This is a genomic window from Thermincola sp. GK-1 (assembly GCF_059412445.1).
Genome location: NZ_JBSQAT010000012.1, coordinates 46,345 through 64,094, shown reverse-complemented (window position 1 = coordinate 64,094; position 17,750 = coordinate 46,345). Strand labels below are relative to the sequence as shown.

The 17,750-nt window shown below is 45.7% G+C and carries 17 protein-coding genes; 16 read left to right on the top strand and 1 reads right to left on the bottom strand.

Going from position 1 to position 17,750, the window contains the following annotated elements:
• Positions 1–51 precede the first annotated feature (51 nt).
• The 13 genes from ACSNJE_RS11810 to ACSNJE_RS11750 all read left to right on the top strand — a co-directional run bounded on the left by ACSNJE_RS11810 (position 52) and on the right by ACSNJE_RS11750 (position 15,272).
• Positions 52–486 (top strand): BlaI/MecI/CopY family transcriptional regulator, encoded by a 435-nt coding sequence (locus ACSNJE_RS11810; protein ID WP_013121038.1) that lies wholly within the window; start codon positions 52–54, stop codon positions 484–486.
• Positions 487–488: 2 nt separating this feature from the next.
• The gene (locus ACSNJE_RS11805) at positions 489–1,490 is read left to right on the top strand and encodes a M56 family metallopeptidase (RefSeq protein ID WP_052216881.1); all 1,002 of its coding nucleotides are present in this window, start codon (positions 489–491) and stop codon (positions 1,488–1,490) included.
• Between the two features lie 112 nt (positions 1,491–1,602).
• Entirely contained in the window at positions 1,603–2,190 is a 588-nt protein-coding gene (locus ACSNJE_RS11800) for a Fe-S-containing protein (protein ID WP_052216880.1), read from the top strand.
• Positions 2,191–2,307: 117 nt separating this feature from the next.
• Complete coding sequence (locus tag ACSNJE_RS11795) at positions 2,308–2,868, top strand: hypothetical protein (protein WP_495252724.1); 561 nt, start codon at positions 2,308–2,310, stop codon at positions 2,866–2,868.
• 28 nt (positions 2,869–2,896) lie between these two features.
• On the top strand, positions 2,897–4,054 hold the full coding sequence (locus ACSNJE_RS11790) for an ABC transporter permease (RefSeq protein WP_474773659.1): 1,158 nt from the start codon (positions 2,897–2,899) through the stop codon (positions 4,052–4,054).
• Positions 4,055–4,158: 104 nt separating this feature from the next.
• Positions 4,159–4,857, top strand: a complete 699-nt coding sequence (locus ACSNJE_RS11785; RefSeq protein WP_052216877.1) for an ABC transporter ATP-binding protein — start codon at positions 4,159–4,161, stop codon at positions 4,855–4,857.
• 38 nt (positions 4,858–4,895) lie between these two features.
• Positions 4,896–6,059, top strand: coding sequence for an ABC transporter permease (locus ACSNJE_RS11780; RefSeq protein ID WP_013121032.1), 1,164 nt, complete (start codon positions 4,896–4,898; stop codon positions 6,057–6,059).
• 272 nt (positions 6,060–6,331) lie between these two features.
• Positions 6,332–6,898: a beta-class carbonic anhydrase gene (locus ACSNJE_RS11775; protein WP_495252723.1), complete on the top strand. Its 567-nt coding sequence runs from the start codon at positions 6,332–6,334 to the stop codon at positions 6,896–6,898.
• A 37-nt stretch (positions 6,899–6,935) separates the two neighbouring features.
• On the top strand, positions 6,936–7,574 hold the full coding sequence (locus ACSNJE_RS11770) for a LysE family transporter (RefSeq protein WP_013121030.1): 639 nt from the start codon (positions 6,936–6,938) through the stop codon (positions 7,572–7,574).
• A 146-nt stretch (positions 7,575–7,720) separates the two neighbouring features.
• Positions 7,721–8,704 carry a CBASS cGAMP-activated phospholipase gene (locus tag ACSNJE_RS11765; RefSeq protein ID WP_495252722.1) on the top strand — a complete coding sequence of 328 codons (984 nt, stop codon included), beginning with the start codon at positions 7,721–7,723 and terminating at the stop codon, positions 8,702–8,704.
• Between the two features lie 690 nt (positions 8,705–9,394).
• Positions 9,395–9,889 (top strand): DUF4912 domain-containing protein, encoded by a 495-nt coding sequence (locus tag ACSNJE_RS11760; RefSeq protein ID WP_474773656.1) that lies wholly within the window; start codon positions 9,395–9,397, stop codon positions 9,887–9,889.
• A gap of 32 nt (positions 9,890–9,921) precedes the next feature.
• A complete protein-coding gene (locus ACSNJE_RS11755; protein ID WP_495252721.1) occupies positions 9,922–12,756 on the top strand; it encodes a 1,4-alpha-glucan branching protein domain-containing protein in 2,835 nt (944 codons plus the stop codon).
• A 95-nt stretch (positions 12,757–12,851) separates the two neighbouring features.
• A complete protein-coding gene (locus ACSNJE_RS11750) occupies positions 12,852–15,272 on the top strand; it encodes a sugar phosphate nucleotidyltransferase (protein WP_495252720.1) in 2,421 nt (806 codons plus the stop codon).
• 3 nt (positions 15,273–15,275) lie between these two features.
• On the opposite strand, the gene ACSNJE_RS11745 is transcribed toward ACSNJE_RS11750, so the two are convergent.
• Positions 15,276–15,884, bottom strand: a complete 609-nt coding sequence (locus ACSNJE_RS11745; RefSeq protein ID WP_013121025.1) for a YdcF family protein — start codon at positions 15,882–15,884, stop codon at positions 15,276–15,278.
• Between the two features lie 486 nt (positions 15,885–16,370).
• Between ACSNJE_RS11745 and ACSNJE_RS11740 the strand changes: the two genes are divergently transcribed.
• From ACSNJE_RS11740 to sfsA, 3 genes are all read left to right on the top strand, one after another.
• Positions 16,371–16,616: a hypothetical protein gene (locus ACSNJE_RS11740; protein WP_013121024.1), complete on the top strand. Its 246-nt coding sequence runs from the start codon at positions 16,371–16,373 to the stop codon at positions 16,614–16,616.
• Positions 16,617–16,711: 95 nt separating this feature from the next.
• Positions 16,712–17,038, top strand: coding sequence for a hypothetical protein (locus ACSNJE_RS11735; protein ID WP_152908953.1), 327 nt, complete (start codon positions 16,712–16,714; stop codon positions 17,036–17,038).
• Position 17,039: 1 nt separating this feature from the next.
• Positions 17,040–17,750: a DNA/RNA nuclease SfsA gene (gene sfsA, locus ACSNJE_RS11730; RefSeq protein ID WP_474774661.1), complete on the top strand. Its 711-nt coding sequence runs from the start codon at positions 17,040–17,042 to the stop codon at positions 17,748–17,750.

Sequence of the window (17,750 nt, the reverse complement as noted above, 5' to 3'; positions counted from 1 at the left end):
GTACCAATATGTAGTATGATGTTCTTACCGATATATAGGGAGGGAATGAGGGTGAAGTTTTTCAAGAGCCTGATTTCAGATTTCAAACCTCATAAAATGGGGCTGAAAAAGGTTTTGGGTGATTTAGAAGCCGATATTATGGGAATTATTTGGAAAGAAGGCAAGGCTACTGTTAGGGATGTATATGAAGCGCTTCGGTTACAAAGAGAGATAGCCTATACTACTGTAATGACCATTATGGGCAGGTTGGCGGAGAAGAATTTGCTCACTAAAGAACCTTTGGGTAATGCTTATGTCTATACGCCCACAGTATCCCAGGAGGAATTTTCCAAGCAAGTTGTCAGTGAAGTGCTTGACGGGCTGTTAGAAGAATTTGCTGAACCTGCGATATCCCATTTAGTTGAGAGGATTAGCTCGGAGGATGAAAATAAGATCGCCGAACTGGAGAAGCTTATCAGGGAAAGGCGGTCCAAGGGGGCTAAGTAAAAATGGATTTCAAACTATTTGTTTCCCAGGTAGCCCACCCCTTTATTTTATATGTATTATTCGGAACTCTTTTTTCCTATGTCCTGATAAAGCAGTTATTTAGGATGCCGAGGTTTCAAAATGCCAGGGCAAAGGTATACATGCTGTTTATTCCCCTGTTGCTTCCCTTTGGCGCGTTTATTATACTGCAAACTACTCGGTACCAGCAGTGTATCTTAACTGTTGATTATAACCATAAGACATTTAATATGATAAACCAGTGGCTTTGTTCCATGGGAAATGTCTTAGCCACTTATATAACGCCGCTGTTTCTTCTTACAGGCGCCCTGGCCATCTTTAAGGCTATTGTCAGCCTGATAGCCTGCAACAGGATGATTCGGCGTTATGGTTTTGCCTTGCCGGAAAATTTCCCGGTATTGTTCAAAATCTTAAAAGGGCTATGCCATAAAGCAGATATTGCGGTACCAAGGGTACTTGTCACAAGGGATCGGTTTGCCCGGTCTTTTACCTTTGGTTTTAAAAAGCCGGTAATTGTTCTTTCCCAGGGACTTATTGACAACCTCGATGAAGATGAACTGGAAGCGGTATTGGCCCATGAACTGGCTCATATCATCAGGTCTGACTCAATTTTAAACTGGATTACCGTCTTTTTAAGAGACGTAATGTTTTTCACTCCGGTAATGTACTGGCTCTTCCGGGATCTGTCCCAGGAAAAAGAGCATGCCACTGATGATATAACCATAGCCTTATCAGGGAAACCGCTTGCCCTGGCGGGCGCCCTGATAAAAGTTTGGCGCATGTCACCGAAGAATATTTGGGCTTCCATAGCCCTGGATAACTTTATGCCTTATCCTAATTTTGCGGCCGGCGAAGGCGCTTTGGAAGGAAGGATTACCCGAATCATAGACCGCGATGCATACAGGGAGACAGGATTGAGTAAAATTCTGCTTCCCCTGATTGCAGTGGCAGGCAGCAGTTTACTGCTGCTGTATCTGGTTTGTTAATGAAAAATAATTACAACATCAAATTAGCAGTTGACTTTAAAATTAATAAAAATTATCATATGTTTAGTAGTACTAAAAGGTGTAGTAGAATAATGTTTGAGGAGGTATTTTTGTGAGCAGAGCAGATAAAAAAGCGAAATTTACTGAGCAAAAATCAAGAAAGGCCTCAACGATGTTTCTTATTGGTGTAGGTGTTATTATTGTGGCTGCTGTTGGTTTCTTTGCTTTAAGGAAGCCGCAAGGGATTGAAGGAACAGTAAATGTTGGCGCAACAGATTACACCAACCAGTCTATAGAAATGACCGAGATTAAACCTGAAATAACCGATACAAAAGTGGTTGTTAATATGGACGACATCAAGAACAACAAGATAGTTACTTTCAACGTTCCCGGAATATCTTTTACTTTGAATAATGGGACTCCGTTTAATTACCTTCCCCTGGTGGCCTATGTTTCTCCGCAAGGAAACGTGGTTCTGGCAAGAAGCCTTTGTGAACCGTGCAGTGGTACCAGGTTCCACATTGAAGGGGAAGAGTTGGTCTGCAACGCCTGCGGCACTAGGTGGTCTCTGGAGAATTTGCAGGGAATTTCAGGCGGCTGTCCGGAGTACCCACCGGAAACTGTTAAATACCAGGCAGACGGTAACAAAATGGTCATTGATATGCAAGTCCTGAAAAATTGGCAGCCACGGCCAATTTAGAAAAAGATGATGCACATTACCGCAACTTTTTCCAGTGCAGTGTTATTTTCAGTCCGGTAATAATTGCCAACCTGCTGTAACTAATATTTGGTTTTATACCTCACGGGGGTGTAACAAATGGCCGAAACCGAAAAGCCTGCTCATGCAGATTACGCTGAACCGGGGCCGGGAGATCATAGGCACTTTGAAGAAATAAGTGAAGAGTTGCTAAGGCTTAACAAGAGGGAAAGGCTTTATTCCCGGGCCTTGGTTGGTATCGTTGGATTTGTCGCAGTTGCAGGAATTGCAGGCTTTATCATTAAGGGTTATCCTGTTATAAACGGTACGCGGGCTTTTCCTAAACAGTACAATGTTTCCGGGGTTTCGTTTACCCCTTTGGATAATTATGCACAGGCAGGTAGCGGCAGCAGCGGCGGCGCCTGCAGCTTGTCTGATAGTGGGAGTGAGTGCTGCCAACAAATGGGCGGAAGTACCGCAGCAAACAACCTCCTGGCGTTAGAAAAACAGGCTTTGCAGAAATATCGGCAGGATAGTGCCCAAAATGCCGCAGCCGTATCAGGTATAAAGGCTAAAGCTACCGATTACGGTTGCCATATACAAATAGATATCATAGATAGCCAGGGACAAATCATTGCCAGTTACGGTTACCAGGGAGGTCCATTATACCGGATTCAATAAAGGTTAGCTTGTAAAGGCGGTGCTTTAAGTGAAGCTGCACAATATTGCAATAAATAACCTTCGGCGCAGAAAAACCAAAATGGCTTTCTTGATCGCCGGGATGGTCATAGGTATCGCAACGATTGTTACATTGTACACAATAACTACTGCCATGGAGCAGGAAATTGCGGACAAGTTTGACCAAATCGGTTCGAACATGACGGTGGTGCCGCAATCAGACTCCCTAAGTATGTCTTATGAAGGTGTCAGTGCTTCTGATGTGGGCGGCAGCGTAAACCTGATGACAATGGACGATGTGGCCAAAATCAGAACGATAAAAAATAAGGAGAACATAGCTACTGTAGCTCCTAAGCTCCTGGATTCCCTGGAAGTTGAAAAGAAGAAAAGGCTGGTCATGGGTATACAGTTCCCCGCTGAACTCAGGTTGAAAAAATGGTGGAAGATAAACGGTAGCAAGCCGGAGAATGAAAAAGATATCCTCCTCGGGTCTGAAGCTGCCCGGGCGCTCGGGAAGAAACCGGGAGACCAACTGGAGATTGGCGGGAGCCGGTATAAGATTGCCGGGGTGCTGGAGCCAACGGGGAACCAGGAGGATTCGGTGATTTTTATGGATTTATCGACCTTGCAGGCGCTGACAGGAAAAAAGGATGCGGTCAGCTTTGTAGAGGTTGCTGCACTTTGTTATACATGCCCTATCGAAGAGATAACCAGGCAGATATCTGAAAAACTGCCAAACACCAAAGTTACGGCTATCAGGGAGGCGGTGCAGGCCAGGAAGGACTTTGTGGACAGGTTCAGCCAATTGGGAATTTCCGTTTCCATCATAGTGCTTGTGATAGGTTCCCTGGTTGTCCTGACCACGATGATGTCTTCCGTTAACGAACGAACCAGAGAAATTGGCATTTTTCGAGCGATAGGATTCAGAAAAAGCAGTATCGTTGCTATAATTCTTATGGAAGCCGGCATTATCAGCATAATAGGGGGGTTGGCCGGGTACCTGGTCGGTATGGCAGCTGCTAAATTTACTGCACCGGTAATTGCCCAGATGGAAGTAATTATTTCCTGGAAATACAAGACAGGGCTTGCTTCTCTGGTAATTGCCATAATTGTCGGTCTGCTGGCCAGCTTCCTGCCGGCCTTGCAGGCGGCTCGCCAGGACCCTGTGGAAGCCCTTCGCTATATGTAGTTTAAGCTTATTGCGTGTAAAGGTTGAAGTGCTGTGGACGTTTGGAAAGTCTTAGTATGTGGGGGCTTAGGTGTTAGTCCATGAATTTTAAGGGGGACTGCTTAATGAGTTTGATTCGGGTAAATAACGTTAAAAAGGTATATAACGGCGGGGAAGGTGAAGTTGTAGCGCTGGGAGGTATAACTTTTGAAGTGCAGGAAGGGGAGTTTATTGCTTTAATGGGGCCTTCCGGTTCCGGTAAAAGTACTCTTCTCACCATACTGGGGGCTATGAATCCGCCGACTTCCGGCCAGGTAATAATTGATGATATAGACGTGTATAGTCTACCTAATGAAAAACGGGCGGATTTCCGCAGTGAGTATCTGGGCTTTGTATTTCAGCAGTTTCAACTCATACCTTACTTGACTGCCCTTGAAAATGTCATGTTACCCCTGGCCATCACCGGGAAATCTAACCGGGAACAGGTGACCATGGCTGAGCGTGTTCTTGAAAAGGTAGGCTTGGGTAGCAAGAAAAACAGGCTTCCCAACCAGTTGTCCGGAGGTGAACAGGAGCGGGTAGCTATTGCCAGAGCGATAGTTAACGAACCGCCAATCCTATTCGCCGATGAGCCTACCGGTGCACTTGATACTAAGACAGGCGAGGAAATAATGGAACTGTTTAAACTTCTTAACCGTGACGGGCAGACCATCATTATGGTTACCCATAACCCCGAGTTCTTGTCTCATGTCAAAAGGGCCATCTTTATACGGGACGGAGTCCTTGATGAGACCAAGCACCCCGGGAAGAAAATGGCTGTCTAGGGCAATAAAGGTGCGTTAAGAAATTAGGGGGAAGGCTAATGCAGTTGACAGATATAGCATTAAAGAACCTGCAGCGTCGGAAATCCAGGATGTTATTCCTGGTATTTGGCATGGTTTTCGGGATTGCCACCATTGTAACCCTGTTTACTTTAACCGGCGCCATGGAGAAAAGCATCAACAAAAAAATCGAAGAAACAGGGTTAAAGCTGGCTATAACCCCCCAAACGGATACCGTTTCATTCTCGGTAGGCGGTATTCCCGTTGTTACAGGTGTTTCTTATAACGTAAAAGAACTGCCGCCGGACATTTTGGACAAAATTAATTCTATAAATGATGCCGCTAAAATAAAAGTGGTCGCTCCCAAGGTTATGGGCGTTACCCAAATCAACGGCATAAAGGTTCTTGCCGTGGGCGTTGATTTTCCCAGTGAATGGAAGATAAAATCTTGGTGGGAAATAAGCGCTGGAGGCCGCCCCGATAAACCCGGCGAGGTTCTTGTCGGGGCCAAGGCCGCCGAAAAGCTGGGTTTAGTTGTTGGTAAGACTGTTGAATTAAATGAGCAGACTTTTACTGTGTCAGGAATACTGGCAGAAACCGGGGAAGAAGAAGACGGGATTATTTTTCTCAGTATAGAGGATGCCCGTAAAGTATTAGGAAAACAGAACAGTTACAGTTTTGTTGAAATAACCACCGTAAAAGATGAGCAGGTAGCGGCAAGCATATCGGCGGCAATTGCCAAAAAGGTACCTGGAGCAAGGGTCAGCATAGTTAAGGAAGCCGCTGAGGCCAGGCAGGAGTTGGTGGGTAAATTCAGCAAGTTCTCGTTGGTGGTATCACTTGTAATGGTCATAATTGCCGCTCTTATTATCACCACTACCATGATGGCCTCAGTAAACGAAAGGACCCGTGAAATAGGTATTTTCAGGGCCATCGGGTTCAGGCAGGCTCATATCAGTCGGATAATTTTGACAGAAGCGGGTATAGTATGCGGTATCAGTGGTATTATTGGTTACCTGGCGGGTATGGGCGTGGCCATCCTGATTGCCCCCCTGTTCAACACTTTTGAACTGGAGATTTATTGGAACCTCTTTTTCGGAGCCGCCGTCGTGGTAGGAGCAATAGCGCTTGGGCTAATTGCCGGCCTTTACCCTGCCTCTAAAGCATCTAAGCTTGACCCGACTGAAGCTTTACGGTTTATTTGATCAACATTCACCTTTAAGAAATGAGTTGCTGTTACAACGGCTGTTTTACCGTTCCATTGGTTATATTGGGCCACCAGCCGCTTTGTTAAATTACTTTTTGGCTGTTAAAAGATAGCGGAAGCTACTTTTAACGGCTTTTTTATTTCACTAAAAAAGAACATATAGTATAATAAAATCAACTTATTGTTTCACCGTTACCGTGCTAATAGAACTGCGAAAATTGAATATATATTTTTATGTATTTCAAAAACCTTGGTAAAGGAGGCAGCAGTTTGATTTTAAAGGAAATTCTGGCCGCCAATAAGCTCTTTGTCAGTGAGTATAAGGATTTGATAAAGAAGGTTTCCAGTAAACCCAAAAAGCAAGTGGCCATTTTTACCTGTATGGATACGAGACTGGTGGAATTCCTGGAGCCTGCTCTCGGAATTCGCAGAGGCGATGCCAAAATTATTAAAAATGCCGGCAATACTATCAGAGACGGTTGTACGGATGTTATTCGAAGTCTGGCGGCGGCGGTTTACCTGATGGGGGTAAAAGAAATCCTTGTGATTGGCCATTTGGACTGTGGTATGGCCACTGTGGAAGAAGGGGTTCTGATTACCCGCATGCGGGAAGCGGGGGTGCCGGAAGAAGAACTTCAAAACATGAATATCCTTGCCTGGATCGGCTCTTTTAATGATACGGAAGAAAACATTCGGCATGCTGTCGAAACCATTCGGCGTTCGCCTTTAATTCCCCGCGAAGTTCCTGTGCACGGGCTGCTTTTTTGCCCGGACAAAGGGGAAATCAGAGTAGTGGTGAACGGATATGCCCCAAATACTGAGGGGTTACCCCTTTAACTGAAACTAATACGAAGGACGGTAGGAGGTAGGAGTCTTGGGTATACCGGGTATATTTTTAACTGCTTTTATAGTAGGTTTTTCGGGTGCCATGATGCCGGGGCCTTTATTGACGGTCACCATAAATGAAAGCCTGCGTCGGGGAGCGAAAGCCGGTCCTCTTTTGGTTCTCGGTCATGCTGTTTTGGAACTGGTGCTGGTTACTGGCATGATTCTTGGCCTCAATTTGGTTATAAAGAAACCGGCAGTTACAGCAGTGATTGGGATTGCCGGCGGGGGTTTCCTATTTTTCATGGGCTTTGATATGGTGAAGAATGCAGTAAGGGGTACTATTTCCTTAAACCTGGAAGGAACAGGGGAACAGAAGGGGTTTGGTCCTGTTATGGCCGGAATTCTCACCAGCCTTTCCAACCCTTACTGGTCGCTATGGTGGGCGACTATCGGGCTGGGTTACCTGACGATGGCCCGGAAGTTTGGATTGGCTGGCGTGGCTTTGTTTTTTGTAGGGCATATATTGGCTGACTTTGCCTGGTATACACTGGTTTCGGGCGCTGTCGCCGGGGGACGGCGGTTTATCAGCAACAGGGTGTACCGGGGAATTATAGCGGTGTGTGGTCTATTCCTCCTGGGGCTCGCGTTGGATTTTTTGTGGGGCGGAATCAGGTATTTTATTTAACGTCAACTCAAAGGTAATAAAACAGGCAAGGAATGGTTTATTTTAAGTCGGAGCTGGCTGGGGCATTACTTTTTTTGATGCTGCACTCATGGTGTTGAAGAAGGTAATGACATTGATGGAAATCGACAATTAGTGGGAGGAGAGATATGTCCAAAACCATAAAAATCCTGTCCATTGACGGCGGGGGCATCCGGGGCATCATCCCGGCCCTGATTCTGGCTGAAATCGAACAGCGTACCGGTAAACCCATATGTCAGATGTTCGATTTGATTGCCGGCACATCTACCGGCGGCATTTTGGCCCTGGGGCTGACCAGACCTGATGATACGGGGCAGCCGGCTTACCGGGCGGAAGACCTGGTCCGGTTATATAAAACCGAGGGGCCGGTTATTTTTTCCCGGTCCGTATGGCACCGCATCCGGGCTATGGGCAGTATTGTCGAGGAGAAGTATCCGGCTGACGGTATAGAAAGTGTGCTTGACCGGTATTTCGGAACGACCAGGCTGAAGGATGCGCTGACAGAGGTGCTGGTGCCCAGTTATGAAATAGAAAGAAGGGTACCCTTTTTCTTTAAGAGCCGATACGCCAAAGAGAAACCGGAGTACGATTTTCCCATGAAAACTGTGGCCCGGGCTACATCGGCAGCGCCGACCTATTTCGAGCCGGTACAGATTATTACCGATGACGGGCTGGACTATTACGCATTGATTGATGGCGGCGTATTTGCCAATAACCCGGCCCTGTGTGCTTATGCGGAGGCTATCAGGATGTTCCCCGGGGCCGAGGACTTTGTTCTGGTTTCACTGGGCACTGGAGAGCTGACCCGCCCGCTTTCCTACGAAGAGGTAAAGGGATGGGGCCTGTTCCGGTGGGCGCAGCCTATTCTGAACGTGGTTTTTGACGGAGTAAGCGACACCATCGACTACCAGTTGCAGCAGTTGCTGCCAGACAGAAACGGTCAGAAAAGGTACTATCGTTTTCAGACCAGGCTCGACGAGGGCAATGATGACCTGGATGATGCAAGCAATACAAACCTTCGTGTATTGCAGTTGTTGGCGGAAACGCTTATTCAAGGGCAAAGCCGGGAAATAGACCGCCTGTGTGAGCGGTTGACAGCGTTGAAATTATGACAAATATTGACATGCTTTACCGGGGCATGCTACAATATAATAACAAAGCATTGGACAAACCGTAGATTGGAGCCGACGTTTAACCATGATTCAAAGGTATCGTGACATGAGCTTTAGTCTGTTTCTGAACTTGTAGCAGGTAATAACTGCATATGCTTATCTGCTGATGGCAAACTTGTTGAAAGACAGGGGCGCAGACCATGCTCCGGAATGTCCGGTTTATAGAGGAGTTATGGTTGAAATGGACTAAGGAATGTGTAAGAAAACATCTTCATCGTTATCAGGGTTTTGTGAAATATATGAAAACAGCCTTGCAGGTCCTGAGCTTGAAAACCTTGTTTTTTAAGCAGGGACAGTCCTTCAGAAAGTATGCCGCACAAGGCATGCTTTTTTTTTACATAATTCAAGGTCAGAAAAATTTACGGCCAATCTTTTTCTTCAGTTTTTTGATTTACCGGATTTTTTTCACCCTTACTGCATAAAATTATCAGCGTGGGCCTACCGCATGAGATGTTGTTGACTGCCCTGTGTAATTTTCGCACTATTATGACTATTAGTGATTACAGTATTTTTTACCATTTTTCTGAAGGAAAATTTTCTTAAGAGGAGAAAAGTTTTACTAAGTAAGCTAAATGCTTTGAGTACCGCGGCATAAGGTTTACGCGGTTAACGGTAAAGGGGGAGAGGAACTTGCTTTCACACAGCACGGACAGTTATTTTCCGCACAATTATAACAAGAATCACTTAGTATTACTAATAAGAGACCCCTATTGTTTATTTGCCTACTGGGAATTTTCCGAAAAGCAGCGCAGTGTTCTGGCTGAGGAATATAACTGTTCCTGGGGAGAAGTCCCGCTCATTATGCGGGTCTACGATGTAACAGGGATCAACTTTAACGGAAGAAATGCTCACAGCTATTTTGATATAGCTATCCATGCAATGGCGGATAACTGGTACCTGCATCACATGAAGGCGAATACTTCTTATTGTGTGGATTTGGGAGTTATTACTCCCGATGGACGCTTTATTACTATATTAAGGTCAAATACTGTGACTACGCCAAGAGATTCTCTGGCCGACGGCAGCGGGTTAGTCTGGGCCGACCTGCTTGACAGGTCAGAATTGGTTAAGGTTGAAACATTGAGCAGCTATAATTTATTCAAAAAAGTTAACACTGGAATCTAACGCGCAATCAGTACCATGACCCGGAGGAGGAAATGCCCGTGGCCAAAGGTTATTTAGCAATGGTTCTTCATGCCCACTTACCTTATGTAAGGCATCTGGAAGAAGATACCTACCTGGAAGAAAACTGGTTTTTTGAAGCCCTTACGGAATCATACATACCATTAATTGATGTTTTTGACGGCTTAATCAGGGATAATGTTGATTTTCGTATTACCATATCTCTTTCACCGCCGTTAATTTGTATGATGACGGATCCTATGCTGCAGCACCGGTATTTAAAACGTTTGCATAAACTGATTGAACTGGCCGAGAAAGAAGTAATAAGAACAGAGGGGCAGCCTGAGTATCACAGGGTTGCCCAAATGTATCTGGAAAAATTTAAGGGCATCCGAAAAACCTATGTTGACAAATATCGGATGGATTTGGTTAAAGCGTTTAAGCAACTGAGGGATTCGGGCAAGGTCGAAATCATTACCAGTTGTGCTACCCATGGTTACCTGCCCCTTATGCTTACCAAGCAGGCTGTACGGGCCCAGGTTAAAACAGCTATAGACCTATTTGTTTCTGTATTTGGCACAGGCCCAAGGGGTATATGGCTGCCGGAATGCGGTTTTAACCCCGGCGTCGATGAGATTCTGAAGGAATTCGGTATCAAGTATTTCTTTGTGGATACCCATGGCCTGCTTTATGCCACGCCCAGACCATATTATGGGGTACATGCGCCTTTGTACACTCCTGCCGGAGTGGCGGCTTTCGGGCGCGATGTGGAAACCTCCCGACAGGTTTGGGATATGCAGACGGGTTACCCGGGAGATTTTTATTACCGGGAATTTTACCGCGATGTTGGCTACGACTTGGATATTGATTATATAGGCCCGTATATTTTTCAAAACCGTATTCGCATAGATACCGGTATTAAATATTACCGGATTACAGGCAAAACAAATTACAAAGAGCTTTATCAGCCGGATATTGCCCGGGATAAAGCGGCTGAACACGCCGGAAATTTTATGTTTAACCGGGAGAAGCAAATTGAACATCTGGCGGCGAACATGGACCGTGAGCCTATCATAGTTGCTCCCTATGACGCGGAACTTTTCGGCCATTGGTGGTACGAAGGTCCGCAGTGGCTGGATTTTCTGCTGAGAAAAATTTGTTACGACCAGGACACTTTCAAAACAATTACTCCCTGGGAATACTTAAATAAATACCCGAACAACCAGGTGGCAAAGCTACCTATGTCCAGTTGGGGACACAAGGGATTTAACGAGGTTTGGCTTGACCCGGCCAACGATTGGATTTACAGGCATCTTCACCAGGCCGAGGAGCGGATGCTGGAACTGGCTAATATGTTCCCGCAGGCGGGCGGCTTATATAAACGGGCTTTAAACCAGGCTGCGAGGGAACTATTGCTGGCTCAAAGCAGCGACTGGGCCTTTATTATGAAAATGCAGACAGCGGTAGATTACGCCGTAAGAAGGACCAGGGACCACATCGCGAAGTTTAACCGTCTTTACTGGGCCATCAAAGAAGAACGCCTCAATGAAGAAGAAATCAGCGCCTTAGAAGCGCAAGACAGTATTTTCAGCAATATAGACTACCGTATGTATTCCCATCACAGCTCAAAAATTATTCCCTTTCCTCTACGCACCAGAAATATATTCCTGCGACACGACAGAATCCTTATGCTGTCCTGGGAATTTCCGCCTAAAACTGTGGGCGGTTTAGCGCGGCATGTTTACGATCTGTCCAGGGCTTTGGTCAGACACGGCCAGGAAGTGCATGTAATTACTTGCCATGTTCCGGGCTGCAAGGATTACGAAGTGGTGGAAGGAGTGCACGTTTACAGGCTTGACCACATTCCCGGCGAACAGGAAGACTTTTTGCGCTGGGTTTTTAAGATGAACGAAGCCATGGCCGAAAAAGCGGCCCAGGTTATAAAGAGTGTTGGCAAGTTTGACTTGATACATGCCCATGACTGGCTGGTAGCCCATGCCGGTAAGACCTTGAAACATGAATTTAATATCCCGCTGGTGGCGACGGTGCATGCTACTGAGTATGGGCGTAATCATGGCCTGCACAATGATATGCAGAGGTATATTAACGATGTGGAATGGGGGTTGACTTACGAGGCCTGGAAGGTAATATGCTGCAGTAAGTACATGGCTGCCGAATTAGCGCAGATATTCCAGTTGCCGGGGGATAAAATAAGGATAATTCCAAATGGCGTAGACGTGGCCAATATAACCCCAGCGATTATAGAGCCGGGTTTTAGAAACAAGTACGCTCTGCCGGAAGAAAAAATCGTCTATTTCGTGGGGCGACTGGTTCCGGAAAAAGGGGTGCAGGTATTGCTGGAAGCCGTTCCTGCTGTGTTAAATCAATATCCAAATGCCAAGTTTATTATTTCCGGCAAAGGACCGTACGGTGACCATCTCAAGTGGCTGGCTGACCAACTGGGGGTTGCCGGTAAAGTGTTTTTTACGGGTTTCACTGATGACGATACGCGGAATAAACTCCTGCACGCTGCTGATGTGGCTGTTTTTCCAAGCCTTTACGAACCTTTTGGCATTGTTGCTCTGGAAGCAATGGCGGCGCACACGCCCGTCATAGTATCGGAAACCGGCGGGCTAGGTGAAGTAATAGAACATGAAGTGGATGGACTGAAATTTTACCCCGGTGATTTCCGGGCTCTGGCCCACTATATAGTAACTCTGTTGAAGGATGAAGCCCTGGCCAAAAGATTAGACAACAATGCCTGGGATAAGGTTACCAAAATTTATAATTGGGATATAATTGCCCGGGATACTATGGAGGTTTACCATGAGATTCTCCGTTTAGCCAGGGCCACCGGTTATATTTCTTAAAAAACTGCTGACAGCCCTTGAAGAGTTTTTTCCAAAGCTTTTATTTCTGTTTTGCTTAGCCTTTAGGGAGAAAAAAGAAAGGGATGGTGGGAGACATGAAAGCTGTTATTATGGCTGGGGGGCAGGGCTCGCGGCTGAGGCCGCTGACCTGCAACAAACCAAAACCGATGGTGCCGGTACTGAACAAGCCGGTGATGGAGTATGCCATTGAATTACTAAGGAAGCACGGGATTACGGAGATAGCCGTCACACTGCAATACCTGCCGGATAAAATCAAAGAATATTTTGGCGATGGTTCACGATACGGAGTTCAATTGCATTACTTTGAGGAGACCATTCCGCTGGGAACGGCAGGAAGCGTGAGAAATGCCGCTGAATTTCTTGACGAAACCTTTTTGGTTATCAGCGGCGACGGTATAACTGATTATGACTTGACCAAAGCTGTTGCTTACCATAAAGAAAAAAAGGGCATCGTCACCCTGGTCCTGGCTAAGGTGGCAAACCCTCTGGAATACGGGGTAGTAATGTGCGATGATAGTGGGAAAATTATCCGCTTCCTGGAAAAACCCAGTTGGGGGGAAGTATTCAGTGACACGGTAAACACAGGAATTTATGTCATTGAGCCGGAAATTTTCAATTACTTTGATAAAGATATTTTCTTTGACTTCAGTAAAGACCTGTTTCCGCTGTTGATGGAAAAAGGCAGAGAACTTTATGGGTATATTGCCACGGGTTACTGGTCAGATATAGGAAGTCTGGAACAGTACCGGCAGACTCATTTCGATTTGCTGGACGGTTTGGTAAATGTGCCGCTGAAAGTGCGCATGGTGGAAGATGGTTTATGGATCGGTGAAAACACGGAAATCCATCCTGGCGTAAAATTTACCGGGCGCCCAGTTTATATAGGCGATAACTGTTATATAGACCAGGATGTGGAACTGGGAGAGTATACCATAATCGGAAACAATAATACTATTAGGAATAAAGCTTCTATCAAAAGAAGTATTCTTTGGGATTACAATTATATTGACCAAAATGTGGAACTCAGAGGCGCGGTAGTATGCCATCATAACAGGGTGCAGTCCAACACCTCAGTATTTGAAGGGGCAGTGATTGGAGACGATTGTTTCTTGGGTAACAGGGTCATGATTAAACCCCAGGTGAAATTATGGCCGGAAAAAATTGTGGAAGACAACTCGGTGGTAAATACTTCATTGATTTGGAGTGACGTATACAGACGTAACCTGTTTGCGTACAACGGCATCAGCGGTATTGTTAACGTTGAGGTTACACCGGATATGGCAGTTAAACTGGCTTTAGCTTACGGGGCGTCCATACCGGTGAACACCAGGGTAGTCGTAGGGTCAGATTATCACTCGGCTTCACAGGTTATGAAGAAGGCCATTAAAGCCGGTCTCCTGGCTGCAGGGATTACAGTGCATGATATCGGCATCTGCCGGACGCCGGTCAGTAGGTTTGCCGTTAAGCAATTGGCGGCCAAAGGAGGATTGCATATCCGGATGCTCCCGCCCGTTGCCAACCATAAAATTCTCATAGAAATCCTGGACGAAAACGGCATCAATATCGGCAAGGATGTTGAGCGGAAAATCGAAAATGCTTTTTACCAGGAAGATTTCCGCCGGGCAATTCCCCGACAGTTAGGGGAAATAAGATACATGACCGGATTGTGCGACGGTTACATAGATACAATGTTGCAAAGTGTAGCGGTAGAACAGATCAGGGCACGCCGGTACAAAGTATTGCTGGCCTATGACAATAAAAACACCAACTGCTCCCTGCCGGAAGTGTTGGAAAAACTGGGCTGCCGGTTAACAACCGTGCATTTCGAGGATTATTCTCCGGAAAGTCTGTCGTCCCTGGTCCTGCAAAATAGCATGGATTTGGCCATTTACCTGAACAGTAATGCCGATCTGGCTGTCTTCATAAGTGATGACGGACAGGTTATCACTGATGAGAATCTGCTGTGCCTGTGGACCTACATTGTTTTTAAATCGGGGCAGAGCAGGATGTTGGGTGTTCCCATAACGGCGCCTTCGATTATTGAACGCATTGCGGAACAATATAACGGTGAAATAATTCGTACCAGGGCTAACCCCCGTGCCATGATGGAAGTTACCAAGGACAGTCTCTTTCAGCCTTATTTTGACGGGTTATATATTGGTATCAAGTTGATTGAGTTTCTGGCCATGCAGAATAAAAAACTTTCTGAAGTACTACGGGCCATTCCGCAGCCGCACCTGCATAAGCAGTTGGTGCAGTGCCCGTGGGGAGCCAAAGGCACGGTTATGCGCCGTTTAATAGAAGAGATTAAAGGGGAGCAAGTGGAGTTGATAGATGGCATTAAAATTTATCACAAAAACGGCTGGGCCTTGATTCTGCCCGACCACGAGGAACCGGTGTTCCGGGTGCTAAGCGAGGCAAACAATGATAAAACTGCAGAAGAGATTGCCGCAACTTATGCCCATAAAATCGAAAACTACCGGTCGGCGATTTAACCGCTATATTTTGAATACTTCGTAAACCAGCAGTTTACCGTATTCCAGTACGATGTTTTTGGCGAGTTTGAGCCGCTCCAGGCCATTGGCTTTCTCAAATTCGCCGTTGGGAACAGGGGCGGCGGTTACTTTGACTTGCTTATCCTCAAACATTTTTTTGGCCCGGTAAGTATGGTATGGTGAAGTGACCAAAATAATTGATTTGAGGCGCTTTTCCTGCAATATTTTTGTTGTAAACAGAACGTTTTCATAGGTTGATGCGCTGGCATTTTCAGAAATAACAGCTTCGTAAGGGAAGCCGGCCGATAAAGCCATATCTGCCATAGCATCGGCTTCCGCGGGCCTGCCAAGCAGATTACCGCCGGAGAATATTATAACTGGAGCAAATTTTTTCTGAAATAGTTTAATGCCATACTGATAACGTTCAAGGGTACTCGTGCCGAGTACCCCTTTTGCTTTCCAACCTCCACTCAGCACCACTATGGCATCGGCTTTTTGGAGCGGGTCCTTTACGATAAGTGGAGAAGCGGCATATTGGATAAGGGGGGTATAAAGCAAGATTAAAAAGCCGGTAAATAAAGTGATGACCAGGTTTCTGAAAATATTCACCATAACTTCACCGCCGGTTAGTTACTGGTATTTATTTTCTACATAATTTACTGAAACACCTTTTTCTGTCTAAACGCTTAAATAGCCACCGCAGAGGACGCAGAGAAAACAGAGAAAACACAGAGAAAACACACACAGTATAGCGAAAGGAATGTGGTATTTTAGCAATCAGTTTATGGGCTCTCATCTTGATTAAAAGCCGTTATTATATAGAAACGAAAACGACTACTTTTTATTTTGATTTGTTGATTTTTTTATGTTGTTTCTTGGTTTTATGTTTTTCTCTGTGTTCTCAGACCGTTAAGTAGTGCCTGAGAGTACCTTTCTTTTTTATCTCTGCGTTATTTTTTCAGTTTTATCAAGGGTTTCTGGTCTTTTAAATTTTGATTGCAGCTTGGCTGCGCTGTGTACTCCGTGGTTCGCGTATTTATGCAACTAATTCCAGGTTTGGAGGAAAGATAAATTTAAAATAATCGAGGAGTTGGTTTCATGGAGTATGGCTGTCCTGTTTGCAACGGATTAACAACTTTATCACTACGCTGTCCCAGGTGTGCGGAAATTATGGAGGACGGCGGCAGTCTGGATAATTATCTTGGCCCGTACAGTCCTTACGAGGAGCATGATTTATTCCATATGGTGAACAATGATGGTTATGTGGCTCGTTGTATCCACCTGGTTTCCTGCCCCAATTGCGGGGAGGATATCAGACTCGGTGTTCAAAGGATACCACTTTGATAGGTTTTAATCGGTTGCATGTTGCCACAGGTGTGTACAGGAATTATAATGAAATTAGGTAGATTTGTCTAATTTTGTTGCAAAGGGCTGGTATTATGTCAAAAAAGTTCGGCTGGCACTTAATTCCTTTACTGATCATTTTTATGGAATATCTTTCTGTTTCCGCGGCTTTGAAAATTGCTGAGACCATGGGCGATTATACTACCATTTCTTTGCTGCAAGGGTTAATTCGCATCGGCGATAATGTTTCCTATCATTCAGTGCCCATGATTCTGGTGGTTATGCATGCGGCCAGCCTTGTTTTGGGTATTGTATATTTTTATGTGGTCACGTTGCACGGCCTGGGAAGGGAAGCAGTAGAAACAGCCAAAGACCGGGTTCCCATATGGAACTTGGACGATTGGGACAACGGAGGTAATTAATTTGCGTCTGCCGGCTTTAGTTGAAGGTATTTTTTTGCAGAGAACCAGCAGGTTCAGCGCCCTGGTTCTGGTGCGCGAAAAAAAGGAAAAGGTATATGTTCCTAATTCGGGCCGGATGCAGGAACTGCTCACGGCTGGGGGACGGGTATACCTGGCGGAGAGTCCTAAAGCGGAAAGGACTACTAAATATGATTTGCTGCTGGTGGATTTTCACGGGACTTTGGTATCGGTTGATTCCAGGGTCCCGAATTTAATCATTATGGAGGCTTTAAAAAAAGGCAACCTGCCTTTTTGGCAGGGCCAAGAATTGACGGACCTAAAAAAAGAAGTAACCTTCGGGAAAAGCCGCTTTGACTTTAAAGTTTCTGTTGATGCAGGCAGGGGCAGGTGGGAAGAAACCTTTATTGAAGCAAAGTCTGTTACCCTGGTTAAAGGTAATACGGCCATGTTTCCCGATGCTCCCACCGAACGGGGCTCCAAACACCTGCAAGAATTAGTTCAGGCGGTACGGCAGGGATTAAGAGGTATGGTAATTTTTGTAGTGCAAAGGCCTGATGCGGAAACATTTGCCCCCAATGCCGAGACAGACCCCGTTTTTGCCGAAAACTTGCAATTGGCTGCCGAGTGCGGTGTTGAGTTGCACGCCTTCAGGTGTGTGGTGCAAAAGACACAAATAGTTTTGGGAAGGGAAATCCCCGTTTTGGGAGGTTAG